General features: G+C 60.5%; 22 protein-coding genes. 10 read left to right on the forward strand and 12 right to left on the reverse strand.

Going from position 1 to position 25,552, the window contains the following annotated elements; all coding sequences use genetic code 11:
* Positions 1-16 precede the first annotated feature (16 nt).
* Together J2046_RS21470 and J2046_RS21475 are read right to left on the reverse strand one after the other, a co-directional pair.
* Positions 17-2,575 carry a sensor domain-containing protein gene (locus tag J2046_RS21470; protein WP_210055401.1) on the reverse strand — a complete coding sequence of 853 codons (2,559 nt, stop codon included), beginning with the start codon at positions 2,573-2,575 and terminating at the stop codon, positions 17-19.
* 118 nt (positions 2,576-2,693) lie between these two features.
* Positions 2,694-3,248 carry an RBBP9/YdeN family alpha/beta hydrolase gene (locus J2046_RS21475; protein WP_210055403.1) on the reverse strand — a complete coding sequence of 185 codons (555 nt, stop codon included), beginning with the start codon at positions 3,246-3,248 and terminating at the stop codon, positions 2,694-2,696.
* A gap of 256 nt (positions 3,249-3,504) precedes the next feature.
* Here J2046_RS21475 and J2046_RS21480 point away from each other — a divergent pair, with 256 nt between their 5' ends.
* Positions 3,505-4,347, forward strand: coding sequence for a DUF2189 domain-containing protein (locus J2046_RS21480; protein WP_210055405.1), 843 nt, complete (start codon positions 3,505-3,507; stop codon positions 4,345-4,347).
* A gap of 80 nt (positions 4,348-4,427) precedes the next feature.
* Here J2046_RS21480 and purB read toward each other — a convergent pair whose 3' ends face one another.
* The 4 genes from purB to J2046_RS21500 form a co-directional block, all read right to left on the reverse strand.
* The gene (gene purB / locus J2046_RS21485) at positions 4,428-5,732 is read right to left on the reverse strand and encodes an adenylosuccinate lyase (protein WP_210055408.1); all 1,305 of its coding nucleotides are present in this window, start codon (positions 5,730-5,732) and stop codon (positions 4,428-4,430) included.
* 75 nt (positions 5,733-5,807) lie between these two features.
* Positions 5,808-6,557 carry a DUF2259 domain-containing protein gene (locus tag J2046_RS21490; protein WP_210055410.1) on the reverse strand — a complete coding sequence of 250 codons (750 nt, stop codon included), beginning with the start codon at positions 6,555-6,557 and terminating at the stop codon, positions 5,808-5,810.
* Positions 6,554-7,243: a ribulose-phosphate 3-epimerase gene (rpe, locus tag J2046_RS21495; RefSeq protein WP_210055412.1), complete on the reverse strand. Its 690-nt coding sequence runs from the start codon at positions 7,241-7,243 to the stop codon at positions 6,554-6,556. Before rpe ends, J2046_RS21490 begins: the two co-directional genes overlap by 4 nt.
* Before the next feature lie 59 nt (positions 7,244-7,302).
* On the reverse strand, positions 7,303-8,376 hold the full coding sequence (locus J2046_RS21500) for a branched-chain amino acid ABC transporter substrate-binding protein (protein ID WP_210055414.1): 1,074 nt from the start codon (positions 8,374-8,376) through the stop codon (positions 7,303-7,305).
* Positions 8,377-8,544: 168 nt separating this feature from the next.
* Between J2046_RS21500 and J2046_RS21505 the strand changes: the two genes are divergently transcribed.
* Genes J2046_RS21505 through J2046_RS21535 form a run of 7 tightly spaced genes read left to right on the forward strand, consistent with a single transcriptional unit; the run spans position 8,545 to position 14,268 of the window.
* A complete protein-coding gene (locus J2046_RS21505; RefSeq protein WP_210055416.1) occupies positions 8,545-9,045 on the forward strand; it encodes a flavin reductase in 501 nt (166 codons plus the stop codon).
* Between the two features lie 24 nt (positions 9,046-9,069).
* On the forward strand, positions 9,070-10,020 hold the full coding sequence (locus J2046_RS21510) for an AAA family ATPase (RefSeq protein WP_210055419.1): 951 nt from the start codon (positions 9,070-9,072) through the stop codon (positions 10,018-10,020).
* A gap of 4 nt (positions 10,021-10,024) precedes the next feature.
* Positions 10,025-11,281 carry a vWA domain-containing protein gene (locus tag J2046_RS21515; protein ID WP_210055421.1) on the forward strand — a complete coding sequence of 419 codons (1,257 nt, stop codon included), beginning with the start codon at positions 10,025-10,027 and terminating at the stop codon, positions 11,279-11,281.
* Entirely contained in the window at positions 11,278-11,604 is a 327-nt protein-coding gene (locus J2046_RS21520) for an XdhC family protein (protein ID WP_210055423.1), read from the forward strand. The genes J2046_RS21515 and J2046_RS21520 overlap by 4 nt, the downstream gene beginning before the upstream one ends.
* Positions 11,604-12,299 (forward strand): XdhC family protein, encoded by a 696-nt coding sequence (locus J2046_RS21525; RefSeq protein ID WP_210055425.1) that lies wholly within the window; start codon positions 11,604-11,606, stop codon positions 12,297-12,299. Before J2046_RS21520 ends, J2046_RS21525 begins: the two co-directional genes overlap by 1 nt.
* Before the next feature lie 4 nt (positions 12,300-12,303).
* Positions 12,304-13,938 carry an NTP transferase domain-containing protein gene (locus tag J2046_RS21530; RefSeq protein WP_210055427.1) on the forward strand — a complete coding sequence of 545 codons (1,635 nt, stop codon included), beginning with the start codon at positions 12,304-12,306 and terminating at the stop codon, positions 13,936-13,938.
* Between the two features lie 3 nt (positions 13,939-13,941).
* A complete protein-coding gene (locus J2046_RS21535) occupies positions 13,942-14,268 on the forward strand; it encodes a TfoX/Sxy family protein (protein ID WP_210055429.1) in 327 nt (108 codons plus the stop codon).
* A 185-nt stretch (positions 14,269-14,453) separates the two neighbouring features.
* Here the strand turns inward: J2046_RS21535 and J2046_RS21540 are convergent, their stop codons facing one another.
* From J2046_RS21540 to J2046_RS21560, 5 genes are all read right to left on the reverse strand, one after another.
* Positions 14,454-14,873, reverse strand: a complete 420-nt coding sequence (locus tag J2046_RS21540) for an NUDIX domain-containing protein (RefSeq protein ID WP_210055431.1) — start codon at positions 14,871-14,873, stop codon at positions 14,454-14,456.
* A 6-nt stretch (positions 14,874-14,879) separates the two neighbouring features.
* Positions 14,880-16,397 (reverse strand): DEAD/DEAH box helicase, encoded by a 1,518-nt coding sequence (locus J2046_RS21545; RefSeq protein ID WP_210055433.1) that lies wholly within the window; start codon positions 16,395-16,397, stop codon positions 14,880-14,882.
* Between the two features lie 211 nt (positions 16,398-16,608).
* Positions 16,609-17,916 carry a M23 family metallopeptidase gene (locus J2046_RS21550; protein ID WP_325169775.1) on the reverse strand — a complete coding sequence of 436 codons (1,308 nt, stop codon included), beginning with the start codon at positions 17,914-17,916 and terminating at the stop codon, positions 16,609-16,611.
* Positions 17,917-17,987: 71 nt separating this feature from the next.
* Positions 17,988-18,815, reverse strand: coding sequence for a ferritin-like domain-containing protein (locus J2046_RS21555; protein ID WP_210055434.1), 828 nt, complete (start codon positions 18,813-18,815; stop codon positions 17,988-17,990).
* Positions 18,816-18,828: 13 nt separating this feature from the next.
* Positions 18,829-19,296 (reverse strand): peroxiredoxin, encoded by a 468-nt coding sequence (locus J2046_RS21560; protein WP_210055436.1) that lies wholly within the window; start codon positions 19,294-19,296, stop codon positions 18,829-18,831.
* 110 nt (positions 19,297-19,406) lie between these two features.
* Between J2046_RS21560 and J2046_RS21565 the strand changes: the two genes are divergently transcribed.
* Entirely contained in the window at positions 19,407-22,796 is a 3,390-nt protein-coding gene (locus J2046_RS21565; RefSeq protein ID WP_210055438.1) for a YhdP family protein, read from the forward strand.
* A 50-nt stretch (positions 22,797-22,846) separates the two neighbouring features.
* Here J2046_RS21565 and tyrS read toward each other — a convergent pair whose 3' ends face one another.
* Positions 22,847-24,097, reverse strand: coding sequence for a tyrosine--tRNA ligase (gene tyrS, locus J2046_RS21570; RefSeq protein ID WP_210055440.1), 1,251 nt, complete (start codon positions 24,095-24,097; stop codon positions 22,847-22,849).
* 254 nt (positions 24,098-24,351) lie between these two features.
* Between tyrS and J2046_RS21575 the strand changes: the two genes are divergently transcribed.
* Entirely contained in the window at positions 24,352-25,536 is a 1,185-nt protein-coding gene (locus J2046_RS21575) for a GGDEF domain-containing protein (protein WP_210055442.1), read from the forward strand.
* Positions 25,537-25,552 lie beyond the last annotated feature (16 nt).

Consider the following 25,552-nt stretch of genomic DNA (forward strand, 5'->3'; position numbering starts at 1 on the left):
CTTTAAGGCGGTCTCGTTAAGCGGAGATCTTGCCGAGACGTCCGAGACCCGAACGGATGAAGCCGGGAATTCCGGAGCGGGACATCGGCCTTGCAAGCGCATAACCCTGCAGCACGTCGCAGCCGAGATCGCGCAGGATGCGGATCTGTTCAAAGGTTTCGACGCCTTCGGCGATGACCCGGATATTCAAGGACTTGCCGATCTCGACGATCGAACCGATCAGCTTTCGCTGTTCCTGGGATTGCGAAACGAGCCGCACCAGTTCCCGGTCTATCTTGAGGGCTCGTGGGTTCAGCCTGAGCAGGCTTATGATGGAGGCGTGACCGGTGCCGAAATCGTCAATCTCGATATCGATGCCGAGCTTTCTAAGCCGCGCCAGGTTCTTCAGCACGCCGTCGTCACAATCATCGAGGAAGATCGATTCCAGGAGCTCGAACGATACCATACCCGGTTCGATCTTCAGTGCCTCGAGCTTGCGCGACAGTGCTGCATCGTGAAGGCGGCGATAGGAGACATTGACCGAGAGCTTCGGGATCTCGAGGCCCTGCCGTCTCCACTCGCGGAAATCCGCAAGTGCTTTTTGAAGGATCATTCCGTCGATCAACGAGACCGCATCCAGTTCTTCGGCCGTCTCCAGGAATTGGTCCGGCGGCAGCATACCGTGCTCCGGATGCATCCAGCGGGCAAGCGTCTCGACCCCGGCAATGTCCAGCGTCGTGGCGTCGAACTGGAGCTGGTAGAAAGGGACGAATTCATCGCGTTCGAGACCGAGCAGGATCTCGTCCGACATCCGCTTGGTGCTGATGATCTCGTTCTGCGTATCCGCCGAAAAGAATTCGTGCCGGTTACGGCCGCCCTTCTTGGCTCGGTAGAGCGCAATATCGGCATTCAACAGGAGCTGGCGGGCATCGACATTTGCCCCAATCTCACAAGCAATGCCGATGCTGGCGCCGAAACGGCAATCATGACCCTCGTACGAAACCGGCTTGCGCAATTCCTTGATGATCCGTTCGGCAAGGTTTGAGAGCTTTCGCGGCGATCCCCGGAATTTCGAAAGGATGACGAATTCGTCGCCGCCGATGCGGGCCACGAAATCGCCTTTCCGGATTGTCTCTTTCAAGACTTTCGCCGCATGCTTCAGCATCATGTCGCCGGCGCTGTGGCCGAGTGTGTCGTTGATCTGCTTGAAACGATCGAGGTCGATATGAAGGATGGCAATGCCCTGTCCATGGCGGGTGCATTCCGCTGCCACACGCTCCAGCATTTCGTCCAGGTAACGCCTGTTCGGTAGGTCGGTCAGGTAGTCGTGCATCGCGTTGTGCTCAATGCGGATGCGTGCGGCTTCAAGCTCCCGGTTGCGTGCCTCGGCAAGGGTCTTGGCCCGTTCGAGCTCGCGACGGAGTATTACGTCAGCGGTAACGTCCCAATTGGCGCCGACCATCTTCTGATGGCCGGTGCTGTCGGTAAAGGACATGGTCTGGGTGCGGATGATGCGCTCAGAACCGTCGCGCAGGATGATCCGGTATTCATCGGAGAAACGCTTCTGATCCCGGATATGCTTCTCGACATTCGCTTGCACGCGCTCCGCGTCCTCCGGATGCAGAAAGCTTTCCCATAGGCCACCGATGACGACCTCCTCGCTTTTCTCCAGGCCATAAATTCGGAACATCTGCTCGTCCCAGTCCACCTCGCCGGTATCGAAGTCGCATTCGTAGACGCCGATGCCGGAAATTTCGAGGGCCATGTCGAGTCGGCGGGACATCTTTGCCATCGCCTCTTCGGCCGCCTTGCGCGCAGTGATATCCGTATCCGTGCCCACCACACGCGTGGCCTTGCCGTTCGAATCCCATTCGACGCAAGCGCCGCGACATTCGATCCAGATCCAGTGGCCTTGCTTGTGGCGCTCGCGATATTCGAACACCGCATAAGCCGGGTCGCCCGCGTTCTGCCGCTCTATTGCATGAGCGACCCGCTCGCGGTCCTCGGGATGCACGAGTTCCAGCCATGCCTGCGTGGAGGCGGCAAGCGGATCCTCAGGTGACATTCCGCGAATCTGACGCCACACCGGGGAATAGTATTTCTGGCCGGTTGCATAGTTATGGTCCCATACCCCCGAGACGGAACTGACAAGGGCGTTGTTCCAGCGGGTTTCGCGCTCGGCAAGCTCTTCCACATGCTGTCTTCGCTCGGTGATGTCGGTAATATGCACGAAGAGCAGTGGCTGGCTTTTCGGATTTCGTGCGAGCGGAGCCAAATGGACCAGCGCCCATCGCGCAGACCCCTTCGCCCGGGTGGCCCGCAATTCCAGAAGTTCGGAGGAGGAGCCGTTGCGCAATTGCAGGAGCTTTTTGTCGATCTCCGCGCGTCCTTCAGGATCAAACAGGTTTGAAAAGCTGGCCATTGCGGCCGCGCTTCCGATCCAATCGCGTCGAAATGGTGCGTTTGCCACCAGAAGCGCGCCGGCATGATCGATGACTGCCATCGAGAAAGGAAGAGCTTCCAAGGCCAACGCTACAACGCCGATGTCGTCTCCTGAACTGGAGTTTAAACGGCGTGAGAGAACGTTTGACGGCATCGGCGGGCCTGGCTCACTGCGGATGAGCGAAAACTTTAGCAAATGCCGATTAAGTTCAGCTTAAGATTGTCGTTCGAATTGCCACCTCTGAACAAGACCATGACGAGATATCGTCTCGTCATGGTTTCAGACGGCTGAGGAACTGCGCAAAAACCATAGTGCCCTCCGGCCAGGGCCCATGGCCGGATTCAGCATTGATATGGCCCGCTTCTCCAGCATCGATGAAGAATGAACCCCAGGCCGAGGCGATGTCGTCGGCATGTTCGAACGAGCCGAACGGGTCGTTGCGGCTGGCGATTGTCAGCGACGGGAAGGGCAGAGGATCGCGCGGATAGGGGCCGAAGGTCATCAGGTGCCTGGGCCGGATCTCCGGGTTGTCCACCTCCGGCGGCGCCACAAAGAAGGCGCCGGCGACACGCTTATTGAACAGCGGAATAGCATGGATCGCGGACGGGATGCCGAGGGAATGGGCGACCAGCACGACCGGACGAATGGAGGCATTGACCTCTTCGGCGACGCGCACGACCCAATCGTCCCGGACGGGCTTCGACCATTCCGCCTGCTCCACACGGCGGGCGGTGGAGAGCTTTGATTGCCAGCGCGTCTGCCAGTGGTTGGGTCCGGAATTGGTATAGCCGGGAATGATCAGGATATCGGCTTCGGATGCTTTCATGATGGCGCGATTTGAGGAGCAACGCGTTCGAAGTCAAGGCAAGAGGCGACAGAAGCCGCAAAATTTGCTAGACTTCCTTTGCCGGTTACCGAGAAAGCGTGTCGGCCTCTTCTTTGTCGAACGTCTTACGGTGGTCGGGTGGATCGATGCGTCGTCGATTCCGCTCAGTTGGCGGAATCCATATCGGAACTGCCACCACGTTGTTCTTTGCGTAAGGGGGAACGAGGAACCGTGACGGTCTAGGAGGAGAATCCCTATGACGACATTTCATGTCATGGCCGGTGCAGACAGCAGTTTTGTGCGTCCGGTCGTTCGCAAGATCGGTGTAGCCGACATTATGGACGCCCTGAGCCTGGGCTGGAACGACTTCCGTGAGAAGCCTTCACATTACGTGTTCCTGTGTCTGATCTATCCGCTCGCGGGTGTGTTCCTGATGGTCTGGAGCTCTGGAGCCAACCTGCTGCCGCTGCTCTTTCCGCTGATGTCCGGGTTCGCCCTGTTGGGGCCTCTTGCGGCAATCGGGCTTTATGAAATCAGTCGCCGCCGCGAGCGCGGCGAGGACAGCTCATGGCGACATGCCTTCAGCGTGCTCAAATCGCCGGCGTTGCCGTCGATCATTGCTGTCGGCTTCCTGCTATTCGTGCTGTTCATATCCTGGTTGCTGGTGGCGCAGGCGATCTACACCGCCTATTTCGGCGACGTGGCTCCAACCTCCATTTCGTCCTTCCTCAACGAGGTCCTGACGACGCCGCAGGGCATGGCGCTGATCCTGTGGGGCAATCTCGCCGGCTTCCTCTTTGCGGTGGTCGTGCTGGCGACGACGGTGGTGGCATTTCCGCTACTGCTGGACCGGGACGTCGGGGCGGCAGCAGCCATCGACACAAGTGTCCGGGCCACGCTGGCCAATCCGGTGCCCGTGGCGCTCTGGGGGCTGATCGTCGCGGCTCTGCTGGTCATCGGAACCATACCGGTCTTCGCCGGCCTCGCTGTCATCATGCCGATCCTCGGCCATGCGACCTGGCACCTCTATCGCAAGCTCGTGGCTCCTGATGTCTCCGCCCGGTCACCAAGCAGGACTGGTGATCTCACCAACGGTTAAGCCTGATCCGATGCTCTCAGGCAAGCCATATGAAAACGCCGCCGGGGCAGCCGGCGGCGTCCATCGTCAAACAGCTTCCGTCATTCCCCGAAGACACGCTTGAAGATCGTGTCGACATGCTTGGTATGATAGCCGAGGTCGAACTTTTCGCGGATATCCTCTTCTGAGAGTGCCGCACGGACTTCCGGATCGGCGAGAAGTTCCTCCAGGAAATCCTTGCCCTCTTCCCAGACCTTCATGGCGTTGCGTTGCACGAGCCGGTAGGCGTCTTCGCGGGACACGCCTGCTTGCGTGAGGGCAAGCAGCACACGCTGCGAATGAACAAGCCCGCGGAACTTGTTCATATTCTTTATCATGTTTTCCGGATAGACGAGCAGCTTGTCGATCAGGCCGGTCAATCTCGCGAGCGCGAAATCGAGCGTGATCGTGGCGTCCGGGCCGATCATGCGTTCGACGGAGGAATGGGAAATATCCCGCTCGTGCCACAGCGCAACATTCTCCATGGCCGGCATGGCATAGGAGCGGACCATGCGGGCAAGACCCGTCAGGTTTTCGGAGAGCACCGGATTGCGCTTGTGCGGCATGGCCGAAGAACCCTTCTGGCCCGGTGAGAAATATTCCTCGGCCTCCAGCACCTCGGTGCGCTGCAGGTGACGGATTTCGACCGCCAGTCGCTCGATCGACGAGGCGATGACACCAAGGGTGGCGAAGAACATGGCGTGCCGGTCGCGCGGGATGACCTGCGTCGAGACCGGCTCCGGTTTCAGACCCATGGCGGCAGCGACATGTTCCTCGACGCGCGGATCGATATTGGCGAAGGTGCCGACGGCGCCGGAAATCGCGCAGGTGGCGATCTCCTCGCGTGCCTCCAGGAGGCGGGTCTTGTTGCGATCGAACTCCGCATAGGCCTGAGCGAGCTTCACGCCGAATGTCGTCGGCTCCGCATGGATACCGTGGCTGCGGCCGATCGTGACCGTGTCCTTGTGCTCGAAGGCGCGACGCTTCAGCGCTTCGAGAAGCCTGTCGATATCGGCAAGCAGAATGTCCGTCGCTCGCACGAGCTGCACGTTGAAACAGGTATCGAGCACGTCGGACGAAGTCATGCCCTGGTGGATGAAACGGCTGTCGGGCCCGACAAATTCGGCAAGATGGGTCAGGAAGGCGATGACGTCATGCTTGGTGACGGCCTCGATCTCATCGATGCGGGCAACGTCGAACTGAGCCTTGCCGCCTTTTTCCCAGATGGTCTCGGCGGCGGATTTCGGGATCACGCCAATCGCAGCCAGGGCATCGCAGGCATGCGCTTCGATCTCGAACCAGATGCGGAACTTCGTTTCGGGCGACCAGATGGCGACCATTTCGGGCCGCGAATAGCGGGGGATCATGGGCTTTCGGCTTTCTCAATGGTTTTCGGCGCCGCTGTAGCAAGAAGTGCGAGCAAGCTCAAGTTTGCAGGCGTCTCAACGCAGGTCAGGATTTGCGGTTTTGATCGGAATGGCGATCCAGCGTCCGTCGAGTCCCTCGAAACCGGCACTGAAAACCATGACGAGGGCGACCTCGATCCGGGCTCTACCGGGAACGACGCCGGTGACGACACCGCCCAAGCGATAGCCGGTAACGCAGCCACGCGAGGAGGGGATGCGTTGGTCCTCGTGAACCACGTCATCCACCGGCCTCCCATCCCGTTCGCTAAAGTGCAGGCGGAGGGAGACGGTTCTTTCGATCAAGCCTTCGCAGCGCGGATCATGCGGTTGCGGAATTTCCTCAAGCACGAGCGTGTTGGGTTCACCGACGGAAGGCACGACGGCCACGCTGCGGTAGCGCAGCCGGTGAGGATCGTTGTCGACTTCGGTGATCGGATTGAACGCGACGAGTTCGCCTGGATGATTGGCGAGTTCATGAGCCTCAATCACCACTTCCGCATCGTTTTGAACCTTCCAGCGAGCTTTGGCTATCGTCGCGTCGTCCTCTTCAAGGCGCACCCGGAAGGGCGTTCCCGGCAGATAGGTGTCCTTGGCAAGATCGAGCACATAGATATTGGCATAGGGAAAACCCGAGCCATCCTGGACGCCGTATTCCTCATAGGCGAAGATCTGGCCGTCGGTGGAAAAGCCGATGGGGTGGATGCTGGCGATATCGGCTGCGGATGTGGAGCCGGCGAAGAACATCGCCGCACAGGCAGGAACCGAAGATCGCAAGCGCAATGTCATCTGCGTCCATCCTCCGCCGCAGCTTTCAGCCGCGCGATATTTTCCCGATAGGCCGCGATTCCCTCGCCTTTGTAAACCGCAGAACCCGCAACGAAGACATTCGCGCCGGCGGTGGTCGCAGCGCCGATCGTTTCTGCGGTGATGCCGCCGTCGACTTCGAGCTCGATCGGCCGGCTGCCGATCATTGCCTTCGCAGTGCGGATCTTCTCCACCATCGCGGGAATGAACTTCTGGCCGCCGAAGCCCGGATTGACGCTCATGATCAGGATCAGGTCGACATCGTCCAACACGTTTTCGAGAACGGAAAGCGGCGTTGCCGGGTTGAGCGTGACGCCCACCTTCTTGCCGAGCGCGCGGATCGTCTGCAGCGACCGATGCAGGTGCGGGCCTGCTTCCGCATGCACCGTAATCCCGTCGCAACCTGCCTTCGCGAAGGCTTCGAGATAGGGATCGGCCGGCGAAATCATCAGGTGGCAGTCGAAGAAGGCGTTGGTGTGGGACCGGAGAGACTTGATGACATCGGGACCAAAGGAGATGTTCGGCACGAAATGACCGTCCATCACGTCGAGATGCACCCAGTCGGCGCCGGCTTCGATGACGTCGCGCACCTCCTGTCCGAGTTTGGAAAAATCGGCGGCGAGGATGGAAGGTGCGATTCGGATCGCCAAGGGCGTGGCTGGGGTCATGGTCGAAAGAGCTCCGGTTTTCTCCGCCACTTAGCACCGGCAGGCTTCATGAACAATCGTCACTCGGTTGCCGGATGCGAGAGGGCGAAGGCCGATCCGCGCCATTCGAGCAGGCGGAATGGATTCTCCTTCAGTTCCTGGTCGGCACCGAAGGCGATCGGGCCTATGGCCGTATTGAAGGAGCCGCTGGCGATTGCTGCGGTCGCTGGCCTGTTGCCAGCCCTCGATATTGCCTGATGCACGACTTCTACCGCGGCATAGGCCGGCAGGACATAGCCATCGGGATCGATATTCCTTGCCTGCAGCGCCGTGATCGCAGTAGCAGCCGAGGGCAGGGTCGCATAATCGGGAAGCGCTACCGCGAGCACACCGTCACGCAACGGCACAGGCCGGTTGGCGGCACGAAGCGTGTCGCCGCCGATCAATGTCAACGGGATGCCCTCCGATGCCGCATCGCGGGCGATGATCGCCATGTCGTTGCGGTCGCCGCCGACGAAGACATGTGTGGCGCCCGCCTTGGCGAGGCGGCGTGCCAGTGCCACCTGTTGTTCCTGGCCGGGGCGGAAGGTGTCGGTAAAGACCGGCGTGATCCCCATCGGCTCCAGACGCTGGCGAATGGCGCTGGCCAACTCGCGGCCGTAGATCGTGCCGTCCTCGACGAGCGCGATCGGCTCGGCCTTCCAGAGTTCGAGAATGATTTCGGCAAGCTTTTCTGCTTCGTCGCCTTCGACCGGTGCCATGCGGAAGAAAAGCCAGCCGTTGCGCAGCGCATCCTCCATCAGGATCGTTGAGCGGACGGAAATGCTGACGGCCGGGATCTGTGCCGCCTTCAATTGTGGCAGCGCGGTGGTAAGGGTTTCGACACAGAGGAAACCGATCGCCGCAGCGGCCCTGGCGTCCACAAGGCTCCTGGCGATGGCACCGCCACTGCTTTCCTCGCAGCTTTCATCCACCTCGACAACCGTATCGCCTGCCGCCTCGGCTGCTGCGCGTGCGCCCTGAACGATCTGGGTGCCGAGGGAGGCATACGGGCCGGAGCGCGGCGCCACGACGCCGATCACTGCAGCGGATGCAGATCCGCATCCGACAAGCGAAGCCAGCAGGCCGGCGATGATGAAACGTCTTGCTGTCATGCTTTGCTCTGGCATTCAACCTCAGGCCACATTTAGCCTTCTCGTCGCCGCCGTCAAAGAGAATCGGCCGGCGATGGTAAAAAGCCGCAATGGACGTGGACATCAAGCATCTTTGCCACCATATCTCGAAAGAAGAAGGGCTGCGATTGTCCTCGATGCTTTTATGAGATGCCTTTGTCGGACCAGACTTTTCCCGATCCCGCTATCTATCGCAACGGTATGGCGCGTTATGCCGGCCATGTTCAGGTGGTGACGACGGAATTCGAAGGGGTTAGGCGCGGCGTGACGGTGACCGCGGCCTGCTCCGCCTCGGATAATCCGCCGACCGTGCTGGTATGCCTCAATCACAGCAATGCCAATAACGCGATCTTCGAAAGGAGCGGCATATTCGCATTGAATTCGTTGGCCGCCAGTCATCAAACACTTGCGACAGCCTTTGCTGGCTTGAGCGGCGTGCCGGCGGGAGAACGTTTCGCACTGGGAACCTGGACGACGCTTGCGACGGGTGCGCCGGTACTGGCCGACGCCGTGGTGAGCTTCGATTGCCGGCTGACCGACATCAAGCATGTCTCGACGCATTTTGTTATGTTCGGTGAGGTGAAAGCCATCCATTTCGGCCCGGAGGCGCCGTCGCTCATCTATCTGGACCGGGGTTTTCGCACGCTCTAGAACGTCGTTTGAAAGGGTATGAATATGCCGGATGGGAAAACGGGCACTTTGCCCACCTCTATTCCCCAATCGCTCCCTCGATCGATCGACGAGACGATCTCGCTGTTGAGCAAGGAGGATTATCTTGCAGGCCGGTCGCTCGCGACGGTGATCTTCCTGGCGCTGAAGATGAAACGGCCGCTTTTTCTCGAAGGCGAGGCAGGCGTCGGCAAGACGGAGATCGCCAAGACGCTCGCCAAGGCGCTGGGGCGCCCGCTGATCCGCCTCCAGTGTTACGAGGGCCTCGACATTTCGTCTGCCGTTTACGAATGGAATTATCCGGCACAGATGCTGGACATCCGGCTTGCGGAAGCGACGGGTATCGAGGATCGCGAGCGGCTGGAGGCCGACCTGTTCTCCGAACGCCACCTGATTCGCCGTCCGGTGCTGCAGGCGCTGGGGCAGGCGGGCGGCCCGGCGCCGGTCTTCCTGATCGACGAACTCGACCGCACCGACGAGGCTTTCGAAGCTTTCCTGTTGGAAGTGCTCTCGGACTTCCAGGTGACGATCCCGGAACTCGGTACGATCAAGGCCGCGGAGCCGCCGATCGTCATCATCACCACCAACCGCACCCGCGAAATCCACGATGCGTTGAAGCGCCGCTGCCTGTACCACTGGGTCGATTATCCCGATGCGGCGCAGGAGTTGGAAATCATCCGCCGCAAGGTGCCGCAATGCGCCGAGACGCTGTCGCGACAGGTCGTCGCGTATGTGCAGAAGCTAAGGACGCTCGATCTCTTCAAGAATCCGGGCGTAGCGGAGACTATCGACTGGGCGACGGCGCTGACCGAACTCGACCGCATCGCGCTCGATCCGGAAACGATTGCCGACACGCTCGGTACGCTCCTGAAATACCAGGATGACATCGCCCGCATCAGGGGCGGCGAGGGTGAGCGGGTGCTCAACGAGGTCAAGGCGGAACTTTTGGCGGGATAGGACGATGGCAGTGGAACTTGGCCAAGAAGGAGCGATCGTTCCGCCGGTTGCGGCTGGTGACGGGCGGCTTGCGGACAATCTCGTCTATTTTTCCCGCGTGCTTCGTCGTGCCGGATTGAAGACCGGCCCGGCCGCTGCCGTCGACGCGATCGCTGCCATCGATGCGATCGGCATCGGTTCGCGCGAGGAATTTCATGCGGCGCTTTCGGCCGTTTTCGTCAAGCGCCACGAGGACCAGCCGGTCTTCGATGAGGCATTCCGACTCTTCTGGCGTTCGCGCGATCTCGTCGGCAAGATGATCGCGATGATGTCGCCGAAGGCCGCCGATAACCGCGAGCCGGAAAAGCAGAAAGCCGGTGCTGCCCGCGTCAGCGACGCGTTGACCGCCGACCAGCCGGAAAACCCGAGCAGAAAACCGCCGGAAGTCGAGGTGGATTCCCGCTTCACAACGTCTGCCAGCGAAGTGCTGAAGCGGATGGATTTCGCCCAGATGACCCCCGCCGAATTGGCGCAGGCAAGGCGTGAGCTCCAAAAGCTCGCTTTGCCGCTCGACCAGGTGATGACGCGCCGTTTCCGGCCCTCGAATCGTCCTCAGCGGATCGATCCGCGCGCCACCATGCGCCAGGCGATGCGGAGCGGCGGCGATCTCATTCTTCCGCGCTTCCGGCAACGCCGCAGGGCGCCGCCGCCGCTCGTCGTGCTCGCCGATATTTCCGGCTCGATGAGCCAGTACACGCGCATTTTTCTCCATTTCTTGCATGCGCTGACGGAGAAGCGAACGCGGGTGCACACCTTTCTGTTCGGCACGCGGCTGACCAACGTGACGCGCCAGATGCGTCGTCGCGATCCGGATGAGGCGCTGTCGGGCTGTACGGAGGCCGTGCGCGACTGGTCGAGCGGCACGCGGATCGGCGCGACGCTCGCCGAGTTCAACCGCCTCTGGTCGCGGCGCGTGCTGGGGCAAGGCGCCGTGGTGCTTCTCATCACCGACGGGCTGGAACGCGACGGTGTCGAGGAACTCGAAAAGGAAATGGATCGGCTGCACCGTTCCTGCCGGCGGCTGATCTGGCTGAATCCGCTGCTCAGATTCGACGGCTTCGAGGCGAGGGCGCGCGGTGTGCGCGCCATGCTGCCGCATGTGGACGAATTTCGCGCCGTCCACAATCTGCAGTCGCTTGCCGATCTTGCCATTGTGTTGTCGGATGATCATACAAAGGCCGCGGACCCGCGGCGCTATCTGGATATGAGGAGGGTCGCATGACTGTTTCCGAAATATTGGACCCGCTGGCCACGGCCGAGAGCTGGAAGGAGGCTGGCCGCGATGTTGCAATCGCCACGGTAATCGACACCTGGGGCTCGGCGCCACGCCCTGCCGGCAGCCACCTCGTCATCGACGGCGAGGGCAATTTCGAAGGCTCCGTCTCCGGAGGTTGCGTCGAAGGCGCGGTCATCACCGAGGCGCTCGACGTGATTTCGACCGGCACGCCGAAGATGCTGGAATTCGGCGTGGCGGACGAAACCGCCTGGCGCGTCGGCTTGTCCTGCGGCGGCAAGATCCGGGTCTATGTGGAAAGGCTCGGCTGATGCAGTTCGAAGCACTGAGGAAACTGAATGCGGCCCGGCGTGCCCGCCAGGCCGCGATTTCGGTCACCGACATTTCCGATGGCAAGGTCCAGGTGATCCTTGAAGGCGAGGACGTGTCCGGCCCGCTCGGCGAGGAAGTCGCCAAGGCTTTCCGCAGCGGCAAGGCGGGCACAGTGGACGTCGAAGGGCGCTCTCTCTTTTTGAATGTGCATCTGCCGCCGCCGCGCATCGTGGTGATCGGCGCCGTGCATATCAGCCAGGCGCTGGCGCGGCTGGCGCCGGTTGCCGGTTATGATTTGACGATCATCGATCCGCGCACCGCCTTCGCGACGGAGGAACGTTTCGAGGGCGTCGAGCTTATCGCCGAGTGGCCGGAGGATGTGCTGAAAGACCGGCCGCTGGACGCCTATACGGCACTGGCTGCATTGACCCACGATCCGAAAATCGATGATTTCCCGCTGTCGGAGGCACTCAGGGCCGGCTGTTTCTATGTCGGCGCGCTCGGCAGCCGCAAGACCCATGCGAAGCGTGTCGAGCGACTGAAGGAAATGGGCCGCACCGATAACGAGATCGGCCGGATTGCTGCACCCATCGGTCTCGACATCGGCGCCGCAAGCCCGGCGGAAATTGCGCTTGCGACGCTTGCCCAGATCGTCCAGGCCTTCCGTCGCCGCGAGCTTGTCGCTGCGGAGTGACGCGATGAAATACGGAACCTTTCAGCTTGAGGAAGCGGGGGGCACGGTGCTGGCGCACAGCATCCGCTTGTCCTCCGGACGGATATCGAAAGGGCAGGTGCTTTCGCGAGAGGACATTGTCCGGCTTTCCGAAGAAGGAATCGCATCGGTCGTCGCCGTCCGGCTTGACTCCGGCGATCTGCTGGAGGACGAGGCGGCCGCGACGATCGCCGGTGCAATCCCGCCCGACAACCTGCGGTTTTCGGAAGCGACGACGGGACGGGTCAACGTCTACGCCAAGGTCGACGGCCTCTTCGTCGCCGACAAGACGGTGGTGGATGCACTGAACCGCATCGATCCGGCAATCACGCTCGCCTGTCTAGCCGACCACGTCGTGGTGCGCGCTGGCGACATGGTGGCCACCGTCAAGATCATTCCTCTGGCGGTTGGCGGCAAGAAGATCGCCCAGGCCGTTTCTCTTCTCGCAGAATCGGTGGCTTTCGAAGTAAAAACCTTCCGTCCCCGAGCGGTGACTCTGGTGGCGACCGAACTTCCATCGCTGAAAGCTTCGGTTATGGATCGGACCGCAAGGCTTCTCGAACATCGACTTGCATTATCCGGTAGCCGGCTAATAAAGGAAATCCGGATTCCGCATTCTGCCGAACGACTGACCGAGGTTTTTCAACAGCTTATGCTGCAGGAAATTAATGAGCCGGCTATGGTTATTGTCTTCGGCGCTTCCGCGGTAGCCGATAAGGATGATGTAATTCCGGCGGCTATCCGAGCTGCGGGCGGCGATGTGGAACAGGTGGGCATGCCGGTCGATCCCGGTAATCTGCTGGTACTCGGGCGAATCGGTGATGTGCCGGTGCTCGGTGCGCCGGGCTGCGCCCGCTCACCCAAGGAGAATGGTTTCGATTGGGTGCTGAACCGGTTGATGGCCGGCGAGACGCCCACGTCGTTCGATATCACGGGCATGGGGGTCGGCGGGCTTCTGATGGAAATTCCGACCCGGCCGCGTCCGCGCGACGCCACGACGGAGAAAGCGAAACTTCTCTCGGTGGGGGCCTTGCTGCTTGCTGCGGGGCAGGCACGGCGCATGGGCAAGGATGGCCCGCACAAGCTGCTGGCGGAATTCGATAGTGTGCCACTCGTCCGCCGCGTGGCCGAAATGCTGTTGGCCTCGCAGGCCGCGCCGGTCGTTGCCGTCACGGGGCATCGGCGGGAGGAGGTCGAGGCGGCGCTTTCCGGTCTTGATATTCGCAGCCAATTCAATCCGGACTATCCCTCCGGCATGGCAAGTTCGTTGGTCGCGGGTTTTTCCGCGCCGGAACTGGCGTCGGGAGATGGTGTCCTCGTCATGCTGGGAGACATGCCGGGTGTGACGGCGGAGCATGTGAACATGCTTGTTTCCGCTTTCCGCGAGGCGGGCGGCGGTGTGGTGGTGCGTTCCGTCTCGGAGGGAAAGCGCGGCAATCCGATCATCCTGCCGCGCATTGCCTATGACGCGGTCCTGAGGCTTGAAGGCGACGTCGGCGCCCGCGCCATCATCGAGAACTCCGGCCTGTCGGTGATCGATGTCGATATCGGGCCGGCCGCGCATCTAGACGTCGATACGCCCGAAGCGGTGACGGCTGCAGGCGGCATATTGAGGGGATAGGCGATGGATAATGCCGGCATCGAGGAAATGTTCGAAGGCTTGGGTCCGGTCTCGATCCGTCGCATGTTCGGCGGCAAGGGTGTCTATCACCAGGGCCTGATCGTCGCGATCGATCTGCGCGACGAGGTCCTTTTGAAGGCGGATGACCTGAGCGGTCCGGAATTCGAGGCGGCCGGCGCGCGCCAATGGGTCTATCAGAACAAGAAGGGCACGCCTGTGCCCATGCCCTACTGGTCTGTTCCGGACGCGGCCTATGATGATCCTGACGAGATGCGGAAATGGGTCAGGCTCGCCTTTGAGGCGGCCGTGCGGGCAAACGCGAAAGCCTGAATGCGAAGCGTCGCCGCCGACAGTGCAAGATTTCGCAGGTTGATCGGGAAACTAAGGGAAGCTTATCATCTGCTTCGTAATGGGGACGCGGGCTGCCGAGACTATCGACCAGGATCACGTCCGAGAATAGAAACAAAATGATTTTATCAAGATAGCCGCTCTGGTTCGCCGGAGCGGCGTTGTTCTCATCGCTGATTTGCGAGCTGGGCCAGTGCTTTGACGCAGAAGACCGAAAGCGGCTGCGGCGGGTTCTGCGGATCGAACCAGCCGATCTCCGATAGCTTATCCGGTTCCATGAGCGTCGGTTCGCCGATGAAGTCGCGCGTGACATAAATCATCGAAATCCAGTGCTGCCGGTCGGCTTCGGTTATCTCCTCGGCAGCGCAGAGAAATTCGACTTTGCCGATTCTGAGGCCCGTTTCCTCTTCCGCCTCGCGGCGGGCAGCGTCTGCGGACAGCTCCATAAGATCGACCTTGCCGCCGACGATGCTCCAGAAACCGGCTTCCGGTGCCTTCATGCGGCGGCACAGCAGAACCTTGCCGTCGTCGCGCAGGATTACGAGCCCGGCGCCTACGCCCGGAAAATCGATGCCCGGTCTTGTCACGTTGAATTAAGCCTTGGCGTTGGCAACGATCAGCATGAAGGCGGGGATATCGTCACCGAAGCCGACTGGTGTCGGGCCATCATCATGATCGCGATGATAACGGGCACGACGTTCGCGGTTGTCGTCGTTGGCGGGGTTCGGCCGCGTGTTGCGGTTGCCGCTCGCGTTCTGCGGCTTCCTGTCCGTCTTGCGTTCCGGTTTCACGTTTTCCGCCCCCGACTTGTCGAATGCCTCTTCGGCCTCGCCCTGATTATCCTGGTTCTTCGTGTCAGCCCTATGAACAGAGCTGCCGCGGCCCGAATCGCTTCGCCTGCCTCGGCCGCGCTCCTTATCACGATCGCGACCCTTGCGGCCACGCTGATCGTCGTGGCTCTCCATGGGAGCGGGGAGCGCGGAAATGTCACCGTCCTGCCATTCGATCTTCTCGTTGATAAGCTTTTCGATGGCATCGAGATATTTGGTGTCGGAGCGGGTGACGATGGTGAAGGCACGGCCCGAACGCCCGGCACGGCCGGTGCGGCCAATGCGGTGGACATAATCTTCGGCATGGATCGGCACGTCGAAATTGAAGACGTGGCCGACGTCCGGAATATCGAGGCCTCGGGCAGCGACGTCGGAGGCCACGAGGAGCTGAATGCCGCCCTCCTTGAAATTCGCCAGCATGGTGGTGCGCGAACGCTGATCCATGTCGCCATGCAGGGCGCCGACCGAGAAACCATGTCGTTCCAGCGAGCGGAACAGGTCTGCGACATCTTTCTTGCGATTGCAGAAGATGATTGCGTTCTTGAGGTCGTCCTGCGCCTTGATCAGATCCCGTAGCACCGCGCGCTTCTCGTAATCCTTGTTGTGCGAGGCGACGAGGCGCTGCGTCACGGTCTTGGCGGTTGTCGAGGGTTTAGCCACCTCGATCCGCTCCGGATTTTGCAGGAAGCGGTCGGCCAGCTTCTGGATTTCCGGCGGCATCGTGGCCGAGAAGAACAGGGTTTGCCGGGTGAAGGGGATCATCTTGGCGATCCGCTCGATATCCGGGATGAAACCCATGTCGAGCATGCGATCGGCTTCATCGATAACGAGGATCTCAACCCCGGTCATGAGAAGCTTGCCGCGCTCGCAGTGATCGAGCAGGCGGCCCGGTGTCGCGATCAGCACGTCAGCACCGCGTTCGAGCTTGCGATCCTGGTCTTCGAAGGAGACGCCGCCGATCAGCAGCGCGACGTTCAACTTATGGTTCTTGCCGTATTTGTCGAAATTTTCGGCGACCTGGGCCGCGAGCTCGCGGGTAGGCTCCAGGATGAGCGTGCGCGGCATGCGGGCGCGGGCTCGTCCCTTTTCCAGAAGCGTCAGCATGGGCAGAACGAAGGAAGCCGTCTTGCCGGTTCCAGTCTGGGCGATACCGCAGATATCGCGCCGCTGCAGCGCGTGGGGAATTGCCCCTTCCTGGATCGGTGTGGGGATTGTGTAACCCGCGTCGGCGACCGCGGAGAGGACTTTCTGGCTCAGGCCAAGATCAGCGAATGTGGTCAAAGGGAGTTCTGTTTCCGTTCCGGTTCTTAAGCGAACACTGTGCAGGTCGACGCGCAAATGTCTGGCGACTGGCCGCGACATAGGACCAAAATGCCCGAAAGTCAAGGAAAGCAGGCAATTCGGCTGCCCGATTGGTGAATGAAGATACTAAATAGTCAAGCCGGCTATCGTTTGCGCGGCAGGGATATTGTCTTTCGTCAAAACAAAAGGCTCAATTGAGATAGGTCGTGAGCTTCATGCCGGCGTTGAGGAAATGGATAGGATCGACCGGATTGCCGTCGCGGCGGACTTCGTAATGCACATGTGGACCGGTGGAACGACCGGTCGAGCCTGCCCGCCCGATGACATCGCCGACGGAAATCATATCACCTTCCTTGACCAGGATCTTCGACATATGTCCATAACGGGTGGTGATGCCCTGGCCGTGATCGATTTCGACCATGTTGCCGTAACCGCCGGAAGGCCCGGCGGTTACGATCTTGCCGGCGCCAGTTGCCACAATCGCCTGGCCGGTATCCGCCTGGAAATCGATGCCCGCATGCAGGGCCAGCCGGCCGAGAAAGGGGTCGATGCGGTTGCCGTAGCGACTGGTTATCTCATGGCCGGGTGCTGGATTGCCGAAGGGCAGGTCGCGAGCCGTTTCTCGCACGCTTTCCAGCCGGCTGAGTGCAGCGTCGAGCTCATCGAGCGAAACATCGAAACCGCTGAATTCGATTTGCGGCTCTACATAGGGGCCGCCCACGCCTTCGCTTGTGTTTCCTGAAGCCTTTCGTGCAGGGTCTACCTGAACGCCGGTGCGCTTGAGGATCGCGGTAATCGCATCCGCCGTAGCGGAAGCGTCGGTTGTCAGATTGGCAATCTTGGCGAGTTGTTCCTTCTCTATGTTTTTCAACGATAGCGTCACATTGGAAAAAACGCGATCAGCCCGATCGGCAATGTTGTCGCGCAGCGGCACAAACCCAAGCGCACTCGTCGTATCGAGCGGAGTGGCGGAAGTCTTGCCGGAGAGCAGCTTGTCGATGGCCTGGAAGCCGCTTCCTCCGGAAAGCGAGGCCTGCCGCTCCTTCTTGATCGGTTGGAAGGCCGGGGCAGGCGTCTCTGGCGCAGTCAATCCGGATTCTTCAGCACGGTTCAGCAGCGATCCGAGCTTGCCATGCCGATCGAAGAGAGCGTTCTGCTGCTCAAGCAGCTTTTCCACCTTTTGTTCGACGACTTGCTGGTCGAGAAGCTGGCGCGAAGTAATGCGGTCGAGTTGAGCGCGCAGCGCCGCGATGCGGTCTTCGTAATCGTGCTGCATGCGGGCCTGGCGCGCCATGGTCGCGCCGACCAGGTCGTCACGGATGACGAGATAGGAGGTCGCCGCAAGGTAGCCGATCGTAAACACACCGAAGAAGCAGAAGGTCAGAGCCGCCATCCAGGGGCGAATGGTCATGTGGCGGATTTTTTCGCCGCTGGCGAGAATGAGGACGTGCTGAGGCGCACGCTTCCCAAACGCCCGTTTTTCGCTTCCCTTCGCCACGTGAATCTCCCGGAGATGCCATCCGTTCCGTTGGATGGATTACACATGGTTAAGGTTAATGAATGCTTATTTCAGGCGCTGCTGGTGGACGTCAGGGAGCGGTAGAACGAGGGCGTGAGACCAGCTTCGGCGCGGGCGATGTCGTTGAACGGCGCTTTGAGGGAGCCTCGGAAATTGGCGCGCACCAGTTGCTGGAATGTCGCTGCCGGATCTTTTCGCTCTCGGGCGCAGAGGAAGCGGAACCATTTCGCGCCGATCGCTACGTGACCCTTTTCGTCATTGTAGATGACATCGAGAATCGCCGCGCTTTCCAGATCGCCCGTCTCGCGCATCTTGGTCTGCAGCGACGGCGTCACGTCGAGCCCCCGCGCTTCCAGGATGAGCGGTACGACGGCGAGCCGCGCAGTCAGATCGTTGCGGGTCGAGTGGGCTGCCTGCCAGAGCCCGTCATGAGCCGGCATATCGCCGTAATCGGCTCCCAGGTCGTTCAATCGTGCGCGGATCATGCGGAAATGCTTGGCCTCTTCGAACGCGACCTGCATCCAGCCGTCAAAGAAGGAGTTCGGCACCGCTTCGGTCGCAAAGCGGGCGACGATATCGAGTGCCAGGTCGACGGCGTTAAGCTCGATATGGGCAATCGCATGCAGCGTCGCGATCCGGCCGTTCAGCGTATGCAGCGAGCGTTTTTCGACGGCTTTCGGCGGCACGAGTTCAGGCTTTTCAGGCCGTCCCGGCCGCTCGGGCAGCGACGGGTCGAGCGGCGAGCGCAGCGACAGCCGACGTTCGAACCAACGGGTGGCGGTCTCCTGCGCGAGCCGCGTCTTGATGTCTAGATCGGCCGAAAGGATCGCAGTCGTTGCGCCGCCTCTCAGCGACGTGATCGAAAACGTGTCCGTCATCGGATTCCTCTGCTTACAGTGCCTTCAGGCTTTCCAGCACCTCCTCGGCATGGCCCGTGACCTTCACTTTCGGCCAGATCTTTGCGATTCGCCGGTCCACGCCGATCAGGAAGGTCGTCCGTTCCACACCCATATAGGTGCGGCCATACATTTTCTTTTCTTTCCAGACGCCGTAGAGATTGGCAAGGGCTGCGTCTTCGTCGGAGGCGAGGATGACCGAAAGCTCATGCTTCTTGGCGAACTTGTCATGTTTCCTGACGCTATCGGGAGACACCCCGATCACGCTTGCCCCTGCCTTTTCGAATTCCAGCAAAAGCCCGGAGAACGAGATCGCCTCCCTGGTGCAGGCGTCCGTGTCGTCCTTGGGATAGAAGTAGAGCACGATCGGTTTACCCGAATAAGCCTGCAAGGAAACGGTGCCGCCTCCGTCGCGTGGAAGCTCGAAGTCCGGTGCAATGTCGCCGATCATCAAATGGGACATGGATTTCCTTTCTTTTGCCGGTATCTTGAGTGATTGTCGCCGCAATCGGTATATACTGGCCTCCGCGGCGTCCAGATCACTTGCGAGTATGGAAAGATAGTTTCAACCTGATGGCGGAAATTCGCGGAGAAAGGGTCAGTTTCAGCCGGAAGGACATCATTCCGCTGCACGAACTTCCCTCTGCACAGGCGGAAGATCCGATCATCGTCCATTGCCCGCCGCCGCCAAAACGCGTGAAGCGATTCGGCAGGACGGTCGTGCTGCTCCTGATGCTGGTGCTTCTCGCACTCGGCAGCGCCGTCTTCGCGATCGAAGGCGGAGCGGTCGACGGAGCGCTTTCGACGCGCGCCCAAAGCGCGCTCAACGACGCGATCGGCCCGCGTTATGCTGCATCGGTCGGTTCGACTGTCATCCGCTTCGATTCGGGTTTTCGTCTGGCCCTGGAGGCGCGCGACGTCGATATCGTTGAACAGGCAACGGGGAAACATTTGAGCCAGACGGGCGCCATGCGCATGGCGATCGATCCCCTGGCGCTTCTCGGTGGCCGGATATCCATCAAGCAGATGGAGGCGGAAAACATCCACCTCAACACGGCACAACTGCCGTCCGGCGATCCGCTGCCGCTGTCCGAGGTGCGGATCGACGCCATGCCCGCTCTGCTGGAACAGGCTTTTCAACGTCTCGATGAGGCGCGTGGCCTCATTGAACGCACAGGCACGGGTTCTGTTCGTATCTCCGGCATCGAAATCCTGCTGCCTGCTGCCCCTGGGCGGAGACCAATCATGCTGGTCGTCGATAGTCTCGAGCTGACCCGCAGCATCGAGGGCGAGGTGGAGATCAATGGTGCGATCAGCCTCAATGGCCGCAAGGCCGTGCTGACGGCCGCGTCCAGGACCGTGGAGGGCGTCACCACATCCTTATCGGCGAGGTTGACGGGTCTCGAGGTCACGTCCTTCCTGCTGCAGCGAACCGAGGAGGGAGCGCCGCGCGAGGGGATCGAAGGTTCGCTGGATCTCGACCTTGCCGCCGTCCGCGCGCGCGAGACAACGAAGCCTGCCATCACCGCAACGCTTCGCCAGTCTCCGGGCTATTTCTATTTCGACGGCATCCAGCAGACCTTTACTGGCGCCATCATCAATATCGCCTACGATTTTGCCAAGGACTCGATCGAACTCCTGCAGTCGGAAGCCCGTTTCGGTCCGACCGTCCTGCCGTTCACGGGAGCGGTCATCGATCTCAACCGACTGAATCCGGACGATCGGCGCCTTGGCTTCGGCCTGGACCTTCTGATCCGCAGCGGCACGGCTGTGGGAGCGACCGAAAGCGAACAGCCTGCACGGTTCGATCTCAAGGCGACAGGTCGATACCTTTCGGCTGATCGCGAGCTTCAGTTCGATGAAATGGGTGTTTCCAGCCCTCTTGGACGGATGGCCGGAGCTTTGAAAATCCGGTTCGGCGATCAATCGCCGGAAATCAGCTTCGGTGCACAGTTGCCGAACATGGAAGTGACCGGCGTCAAGCAACTCTGGCCCTTCTGGATGGCGCGCAAGCCGCGCGATTGGGTCATGGGCAATATGTTCGGCGGGACCGTGACCAATGGCTCGATTGCCGTCTTCATTCCGGCAGGCCGTATGAAAGGCCCTGGCATTCCGATGGAACTCGACGGGAACGAGCTGCAGATCAGTTTCGATCTTGCCAATGCCCGGATCAACCTGCCTGGCGACATCCCACCGCTCCGTGACATCGAGGGCCGTTTCGATCTAAAAGGACAGGTGCTCCAGTTCGATATCGCCCATGCGGCCTCATTCTTTCCGTCGGGACGGTCCGTCTCTGTGAAGAATGGCCGGTTCTCCATTCCCGCCACCTATGACAGGCCCTTGATGGCTGATCTTTCGCTGAGACTTGCAGGACCTGCGGACGCAGTGACGGAACTTGCGAATTTCCGACCGATCAATGCTCTCAAGGGAACGGAGTTCAAGCCGGAAGATTTCTCCGGCAATGCTCGGGTCGATCTCAAGGCGCGCATGGGCCTGATTAACGACCAGAATCCACCCAAACCCACCTGGAACGTCCATGTCGAACTCGATGACGTCGATCTCGGCACCGAGTTTTCCGGTCGCAGGATCGGTGCGCTGAACGGAACGCTGGATATCGACACGCAAGCCGCTCGGCTCGCCGCCAAGGGCGAGATCGACGAGGTGCCGGCGGATATCATGGTCGTTGAACCGGTTGATGGCGCATCACTTGTCAAACGCGAGCGGATTATCAAGACGGTGCTCAACAACGACCAGCGCGAGAAGCTGGTTCCCGGACTTTCCGAGATAATCGACGGGACGGTCACGGCGCAATTGACGCGGCTCGATGAAAGCCGGCAAGCCGTTGCGCTGGATTTGAGCCGGGCGGCGCTCTCCGTGCCATGGCTCGGCTGGACCAAGGGGAGCGGTATCCCAGCCAAGGCCCAGTTCGAGCTTTCCGAGGAAGGAGATCACGCCACCATCCGCAATTTCGAGCTATCCGGCGATGGTTTTGGCGCGCGGGGAGGCCTGGTGCTCAATAGTGGCGAACTGACCTCGGCCGAGTTCTCGCGTGTCCAGCTTTCGCCTGCCGACAATTATGCGGTCGCTGTAAAGAGAGCGAAGAGCAATTTCGACATATCGATCACCGGTTCCGTAATGGATATGCGGCCGGTCATCACCAAGCTGAGGGCAGAGGAAAAGGGGAAAGGTGGTGGCAGCGACGACGATGACGTAACGGTGCGAGCCAAACTTGACCGCATGATCGGCTTCAACGACCAGACCTTGACCAACGTGTCGCTGTTGGTTTCCAGGCGCGATGGAGATGTCACGACTGCGGATTTCTCCGCCGCGACCGGCAGCGGCCAGGCGGTGATCAGCGAGATGAATGGCGGCAATACGGTCTCCATCACCAGCGGAGATGCAGGCGCGGTGATCCGCTTCACGGATCTTTACGACAACATGCGTGGCGGGCTCCTGAACCTGCGGCTGAAGGCGAATGGCAACGCCTGGACGGGATCCATCGATCTGCGCAACTTTTCGCTCGTCAACGAACAGAAGCTCCAGTCGCTGGTTTCGACACCGGATCGGGAAGGGCGGAGCCTGAGCACCGCGACGAAGCGCAATATCGACGTCACCTCGGCCAAATTCCAGCGTGGTTTTGCGAGCCTTCTTTACCGCGACGGGGCTTTCGCGGTTGAAAACGGCGTGGTGCGCGGCGAACAGATCGGCGCGACCTTCCAGGGCCTGGTGCGCGATTCCAAAGGCAATATGAACATGACCGGAACATTCATGCCCGCTTATGGATTGAACCGTCTCTTCGGCGAACTGCCCCTGATCGGTGCCATCCTCGGCAACGGACGTGATCGCGGCCTGCTCGGTATTACCTTCAAGCTGGAAGGCCCGTTTGACAAGCCAAAGCTCACCGTCAATCCGCTGTCGCTGATCGCTCCGGGCATTTTCCGGCAGATATTCGAGTTTCAATAAAAAAGGGCCGCAGACGCGGCCCAACTTTGTTTGCAAATTGCGGGACTGGATCAGACCGGGCGCACCAGGATGTGCTTCTTCTTGCCGAGCGAAAGCTTGATGACGCCGTCGCCGGTGATCTCGCCCGCACCCACCGTCTTGCGTTCGTCGGTAACGGACTGATCGTTGAGGCGCACCGCGCCACCCTGGACATGTCGGCGGGCTTCGCCGTTCGAGCCTGCGAGGCCCGCACGCACCATCAGCGACAGAAGGCCGACGCCGGCATCGAGTTCGGCGGCTGGAACTTCGACGGACGGCAGGTTTTCGGAAAGTCCGCCTTCCTCGAACGTGGTTCGCGCGGTTTCCGCGGCAGCTTCCGCCGCTTCGCGGCCATGCACGATGGCGGTCGCCTCGGTTGCCAGGATCTTCTTCGCTTCGTTGATTTCCGAACCGCCGAGCGCACCCAGCCGCGCGATCTCGTCAAGCGACAGGCGCGTGAAAATCTTCAGGAAGCGTGTAACGTCCGCATCCTCGGTGTTGCGCCAGTATTGCCAGAAATCATAGGGGCTGAAGAGGTCGCCGTTCAGCCAGACTGCGCCCGACGCCGACTTTCCCATCTTCTCGCCGGAAGACTTCGTGAGCAGTGGTGTCGTGACAGCATAGAGCTGCGGTCCGCCCATGCGATGGGAAAGATCGACGCCGTTAATGATGTTGCCCCACTGGTCCGATCCACCCATCTGCAACACCGTGCCATAGCGACGGTTGAGCTCGGTGAAATCGTAACCCTGCATGATCATGTAGTTGAATTCAAGGAAGGATAGTGACTGTTCGCGGTCGAGCCTCAGCTTGACGCTGTCGAAGGAGAGCATGCGGTTGACCGAGAAATGGCGGCCCACGTCACGCAAGAAATCGACATACTTCAGCTCCATCAGCCAGTCGGCATTGTTGACCATGATGGCTGGATTGGCCCCGTCGTAACGGAGAATGTTGGAGTAGACCTTCTTGATGCTCTCGATATTCGAGTTGATCTTCTCGGGCGTCAGAAGCTGGCGCTGTTCATCGCGGAAGGACGGATCGCCGACCATGGACGTGCCGCCGCCCATGAGGCTGATCGCCTGATGGCCCGTCTCCTGCAGCCAGTACAGCATCGTCACGGTTATGAGGTTGCCGATATGGATCGATGTCGCGGTCGCATCATACCCGACATAACCGCTGATGCGGCTGGTTGCAGCAAGCTTGTCCAGGCCTTCTGGATCGGAAATCTGGTGGATGAAACCACGCTCGTCGAGCGTGCGGAGGAAATCGGACTTGAACCTGGACATGATCAATCTCTGGCAGGGATGTGTTTTCGCTGTGTGGGGCGCGTCTAGCACTGTTTTTGCCCGCAATCACTTCAAAAGTGATGCGTGGAACGATCAATGCGAGGAATGGAAGAGTCGCAACCATACGGAGGCACGCAGGACACGCTGATTGTCGCCAATATTTCAGGTATTAACCGTTTCTTGTTCATGCGCATTTAACATCTTTCATGGAACACGGTAAACGGGTGGCGTGCAGCGGTATGCACTGAGGGTTGATGAACGGGGCGACCTTCTTCCTGGCGGTGAATTTTATCATCGCCATTTCCTTCTCGCTGGTCTTCGCGGTTGTATCGACTCGCAGCCGCTCGCGAAGTGCTGCGCTCTGGTTCGCGGCCGGCTTTGCAGTCGCTTCGCTCTCGGCGATCTGCGAGCTGCTGGTCGCCTACACCGCCCTGACCCGATTTTGGGCGATCGGCGCCTTCGCGACCGTGCTCGGCGGCATGATCCTGCTGAGGATCGGCATCGGGGACCTGTATGGCCGGAAGAGCAATCTGCTTTTCGCAATCTGCTTCCTGGTTGCCTGTACGATTCTAGATGTCCTGATATACAACCTGCCGCGCGGGACTGTCCTGCATGCTTTCTCGTATCAGACACCTTTCGCTTTGGTGGTCCTGGCCAGCGCGTTTGCGGTTCTGTCCTCCGCGCGCCGGCTCGCGATTGATCGGGCGCTCGGCGGCCTGCTCCTGGTCACCGGCCTGCATTTTTTCGGCAAGGCGGGCATGGCTGTGCTGGCGGGAGCGGGGACGACCGCCAAGGATTACATCCACACGAATTATGCGCTGATTTCGCAAAGCTCGACAGCCGTGCTGATGGTCGCAGTCGGGCTGACCCTGCTTTCGGTTCTGGTGCTGGAAATCATGGCCGACGAGCGCAGCAATTCTGAAAAGGATGCATTGTCCGGTCTCGCCAATCGCCGAGGCTTCGAGAACGGCGTGAAGGCGGCGATAGTGAGGGAGCCGAATGTTCTGCACGCGGTGATTATCTGCGACCTGGACCACTTCAAGAGCATCAACGACACCTATGGCCACCATGGCGGTGATCTGGTGATCCGTGCTTTCGGCGAGCTCTTAAAGACGAACGCAGCCAATTCGATCGTCGTCGGCCGCATCGGCGGTGAGGAGTTCGGTGTCTTCATGCCGAATACGACGATAGAGATGGCACTGATTTTTGCGCAGTCGCTTCGGGCCGGGACGATGGGGATCCGCATCAGCGCGCTGCCATCGTCCTTTACCGTCACCGCCAGCTTCGGCGTCGCGGAGCTTGCTCCGGGAGGCGAACTCGCCGACGCGATGCGCAAAGCTGATGCCGCTCTCTACGAAGCGAAACGCACCGGCCGCAATTGCGTCAAGCAAGCGCATCCGGGGTTTCCGCCTTCTGGACCGATCAGGGTCGTGAAATGAAAACGGCCGCCGGGGC

Source organism: Neorhizobium petrolearium, from assembly GCF_017873175.1.
Taxonomy (GTDB): Bacteria; Pseudomonadota; Alphaproteobacteria; order Rhizobiales; family Rhizobiaceae; genus Neorhizobium; species Neorhizobium petrolearium.

Excerpts from the sequence above, each read along its gene's own strand:
- J2046_RS21490 (WP_210055410.1), bottom strand. The coding sequence starts at position 6,557 with ATGACATTGCGCTTGCGATCTTCGGTTCCTGCCTGTGCGGCGATGTTC.
- J2046_RS21555 (WP_210055434.1), bottom strand. The coding sequence starts at position 18,815 with ATGACGGACACGTTTTCGATCACGTCGCTGAGAGGCGGCGCAACGACT.
- J2046_RS21525 (WP_210055425.1), top strand. The coding sequence starts at position 11,604 with ATGCAGTTCGAAGCACTGAGGAAACTGAATGCGGCCCGGCGTGCCCGC.
- J2046_RS21535 (WP_210055429.1), top strand. The coding sequence starts at position 13,942 with ATGGATAATGCCGGCATCGAGGAAATGTTCGAAGGCTTGGGTCCGGTC.
- J2046_RS21530 (WP_210055427.1), top strand. The coding sequence starts at position 12,304 with ATGAAATACGGAACCTTTCAGCTTGAGGAAGCGGGGGGCACGGTGCTG.
- purB (WP_210055408.1), bottom strand. The coding sequence starts at position 5,732 with ATGATCCCCCGCTATTCGCGGCCCGAAATGGTCGCCATCTGGTCGCCC.
- J2046_RS21510 (WP_210055419.1), top strand. The coding sequence starts at position 9,070 with ATGCCGGATGGGAAAACGGGCACTTTGCCCACCTCTATTCCCCAATCG.
- J2046_RS21505 (WP_210055416.1), top strand. The coding sequence starts at position 8,545 with ATGCCTTTGTCGGACCAGACTTTTCCCGATCCCGCTATCTATCGCAAC.
- J2046_RS21520 (WP_210055423.1), top strand. The coding sequence starts at position 11,278 with ATGACTGTTTCCGAAATATTGGACCCGCTGGCCACGGCCGAGAGCTGG.
- J2046_RS21515 (WP_210055421.1), top strand. The coding sequence starts at position 10,025 with ATGGCAGTGGAACTTGGCCAAGAAGGAGCGATCGTTCCGCCGGTTGCG.
- tyrS (WP_210055440.1), bottom strand. The coding sequence starts at position 24,097 with ATGTCCAGGTTCAAGTCCGATTTCCTCCGCACGCTCGACGAGCGTGGT.
- rpe (WP_210055412.1), bottom strand. The coding sequence starts at position 7,243 with ATGACCCCAGCCACGCCCTTGGCGATCCGAATCGCACCTTCCATCCTC.
- J2046_RS21560 (WP_210055436.1), bottom strand. The coding sequence starts at position 19,296 with ATGTCCCATTTGATGATCGGCGACATTGCACCGGACTTCGAGCTTCCA.
- J2046_RS21565 (WP_210055438.1), top strand. The coding sequence starts at position 19,407 with ATGGCGGAAATTCGCGGAGAAAGGGTCAGTTTCAGCCGGAAGGACATC.
- J2046_RS21480 (WP_210055405.1), top strand. The coding sequence starts at position 3,505 with ATGACGACATTTCATGTCATGGCCGGTGCAGACAGCAGTTTTGTGCGT.
- J2046_RS21475 (WP_210055403.1), bottom strand. The coding sequence starts at position 3,248 with ATGAAAGCATCCGAAGCCGATATCCTGATCATTCCCGGCTATACCAAT.
- J2046_RS21500 (WP_210055414.1), bottom strand. The coding sequence starts at position 8,376 with ATGACAGCAAGACGTTTCATCATCGCCGGCCTGCTGGCTTCGCTTGTC.
- J2046_RS21470 (WP_210055401.1), bottom strand. The coding sequence starts at position 2,575 with ATGCCGTCAAACGTTCTCTCACGCCGTTTAAACTCCAGTTCAGGAGAC.
- J2046_RS21575 (WP_210055442.1), top strand. The coding sequence starts at position 24,352 with ATGAACGGGGCGACCTTCTTCCTGGCGGTGAATTTTATCATCGCCATT.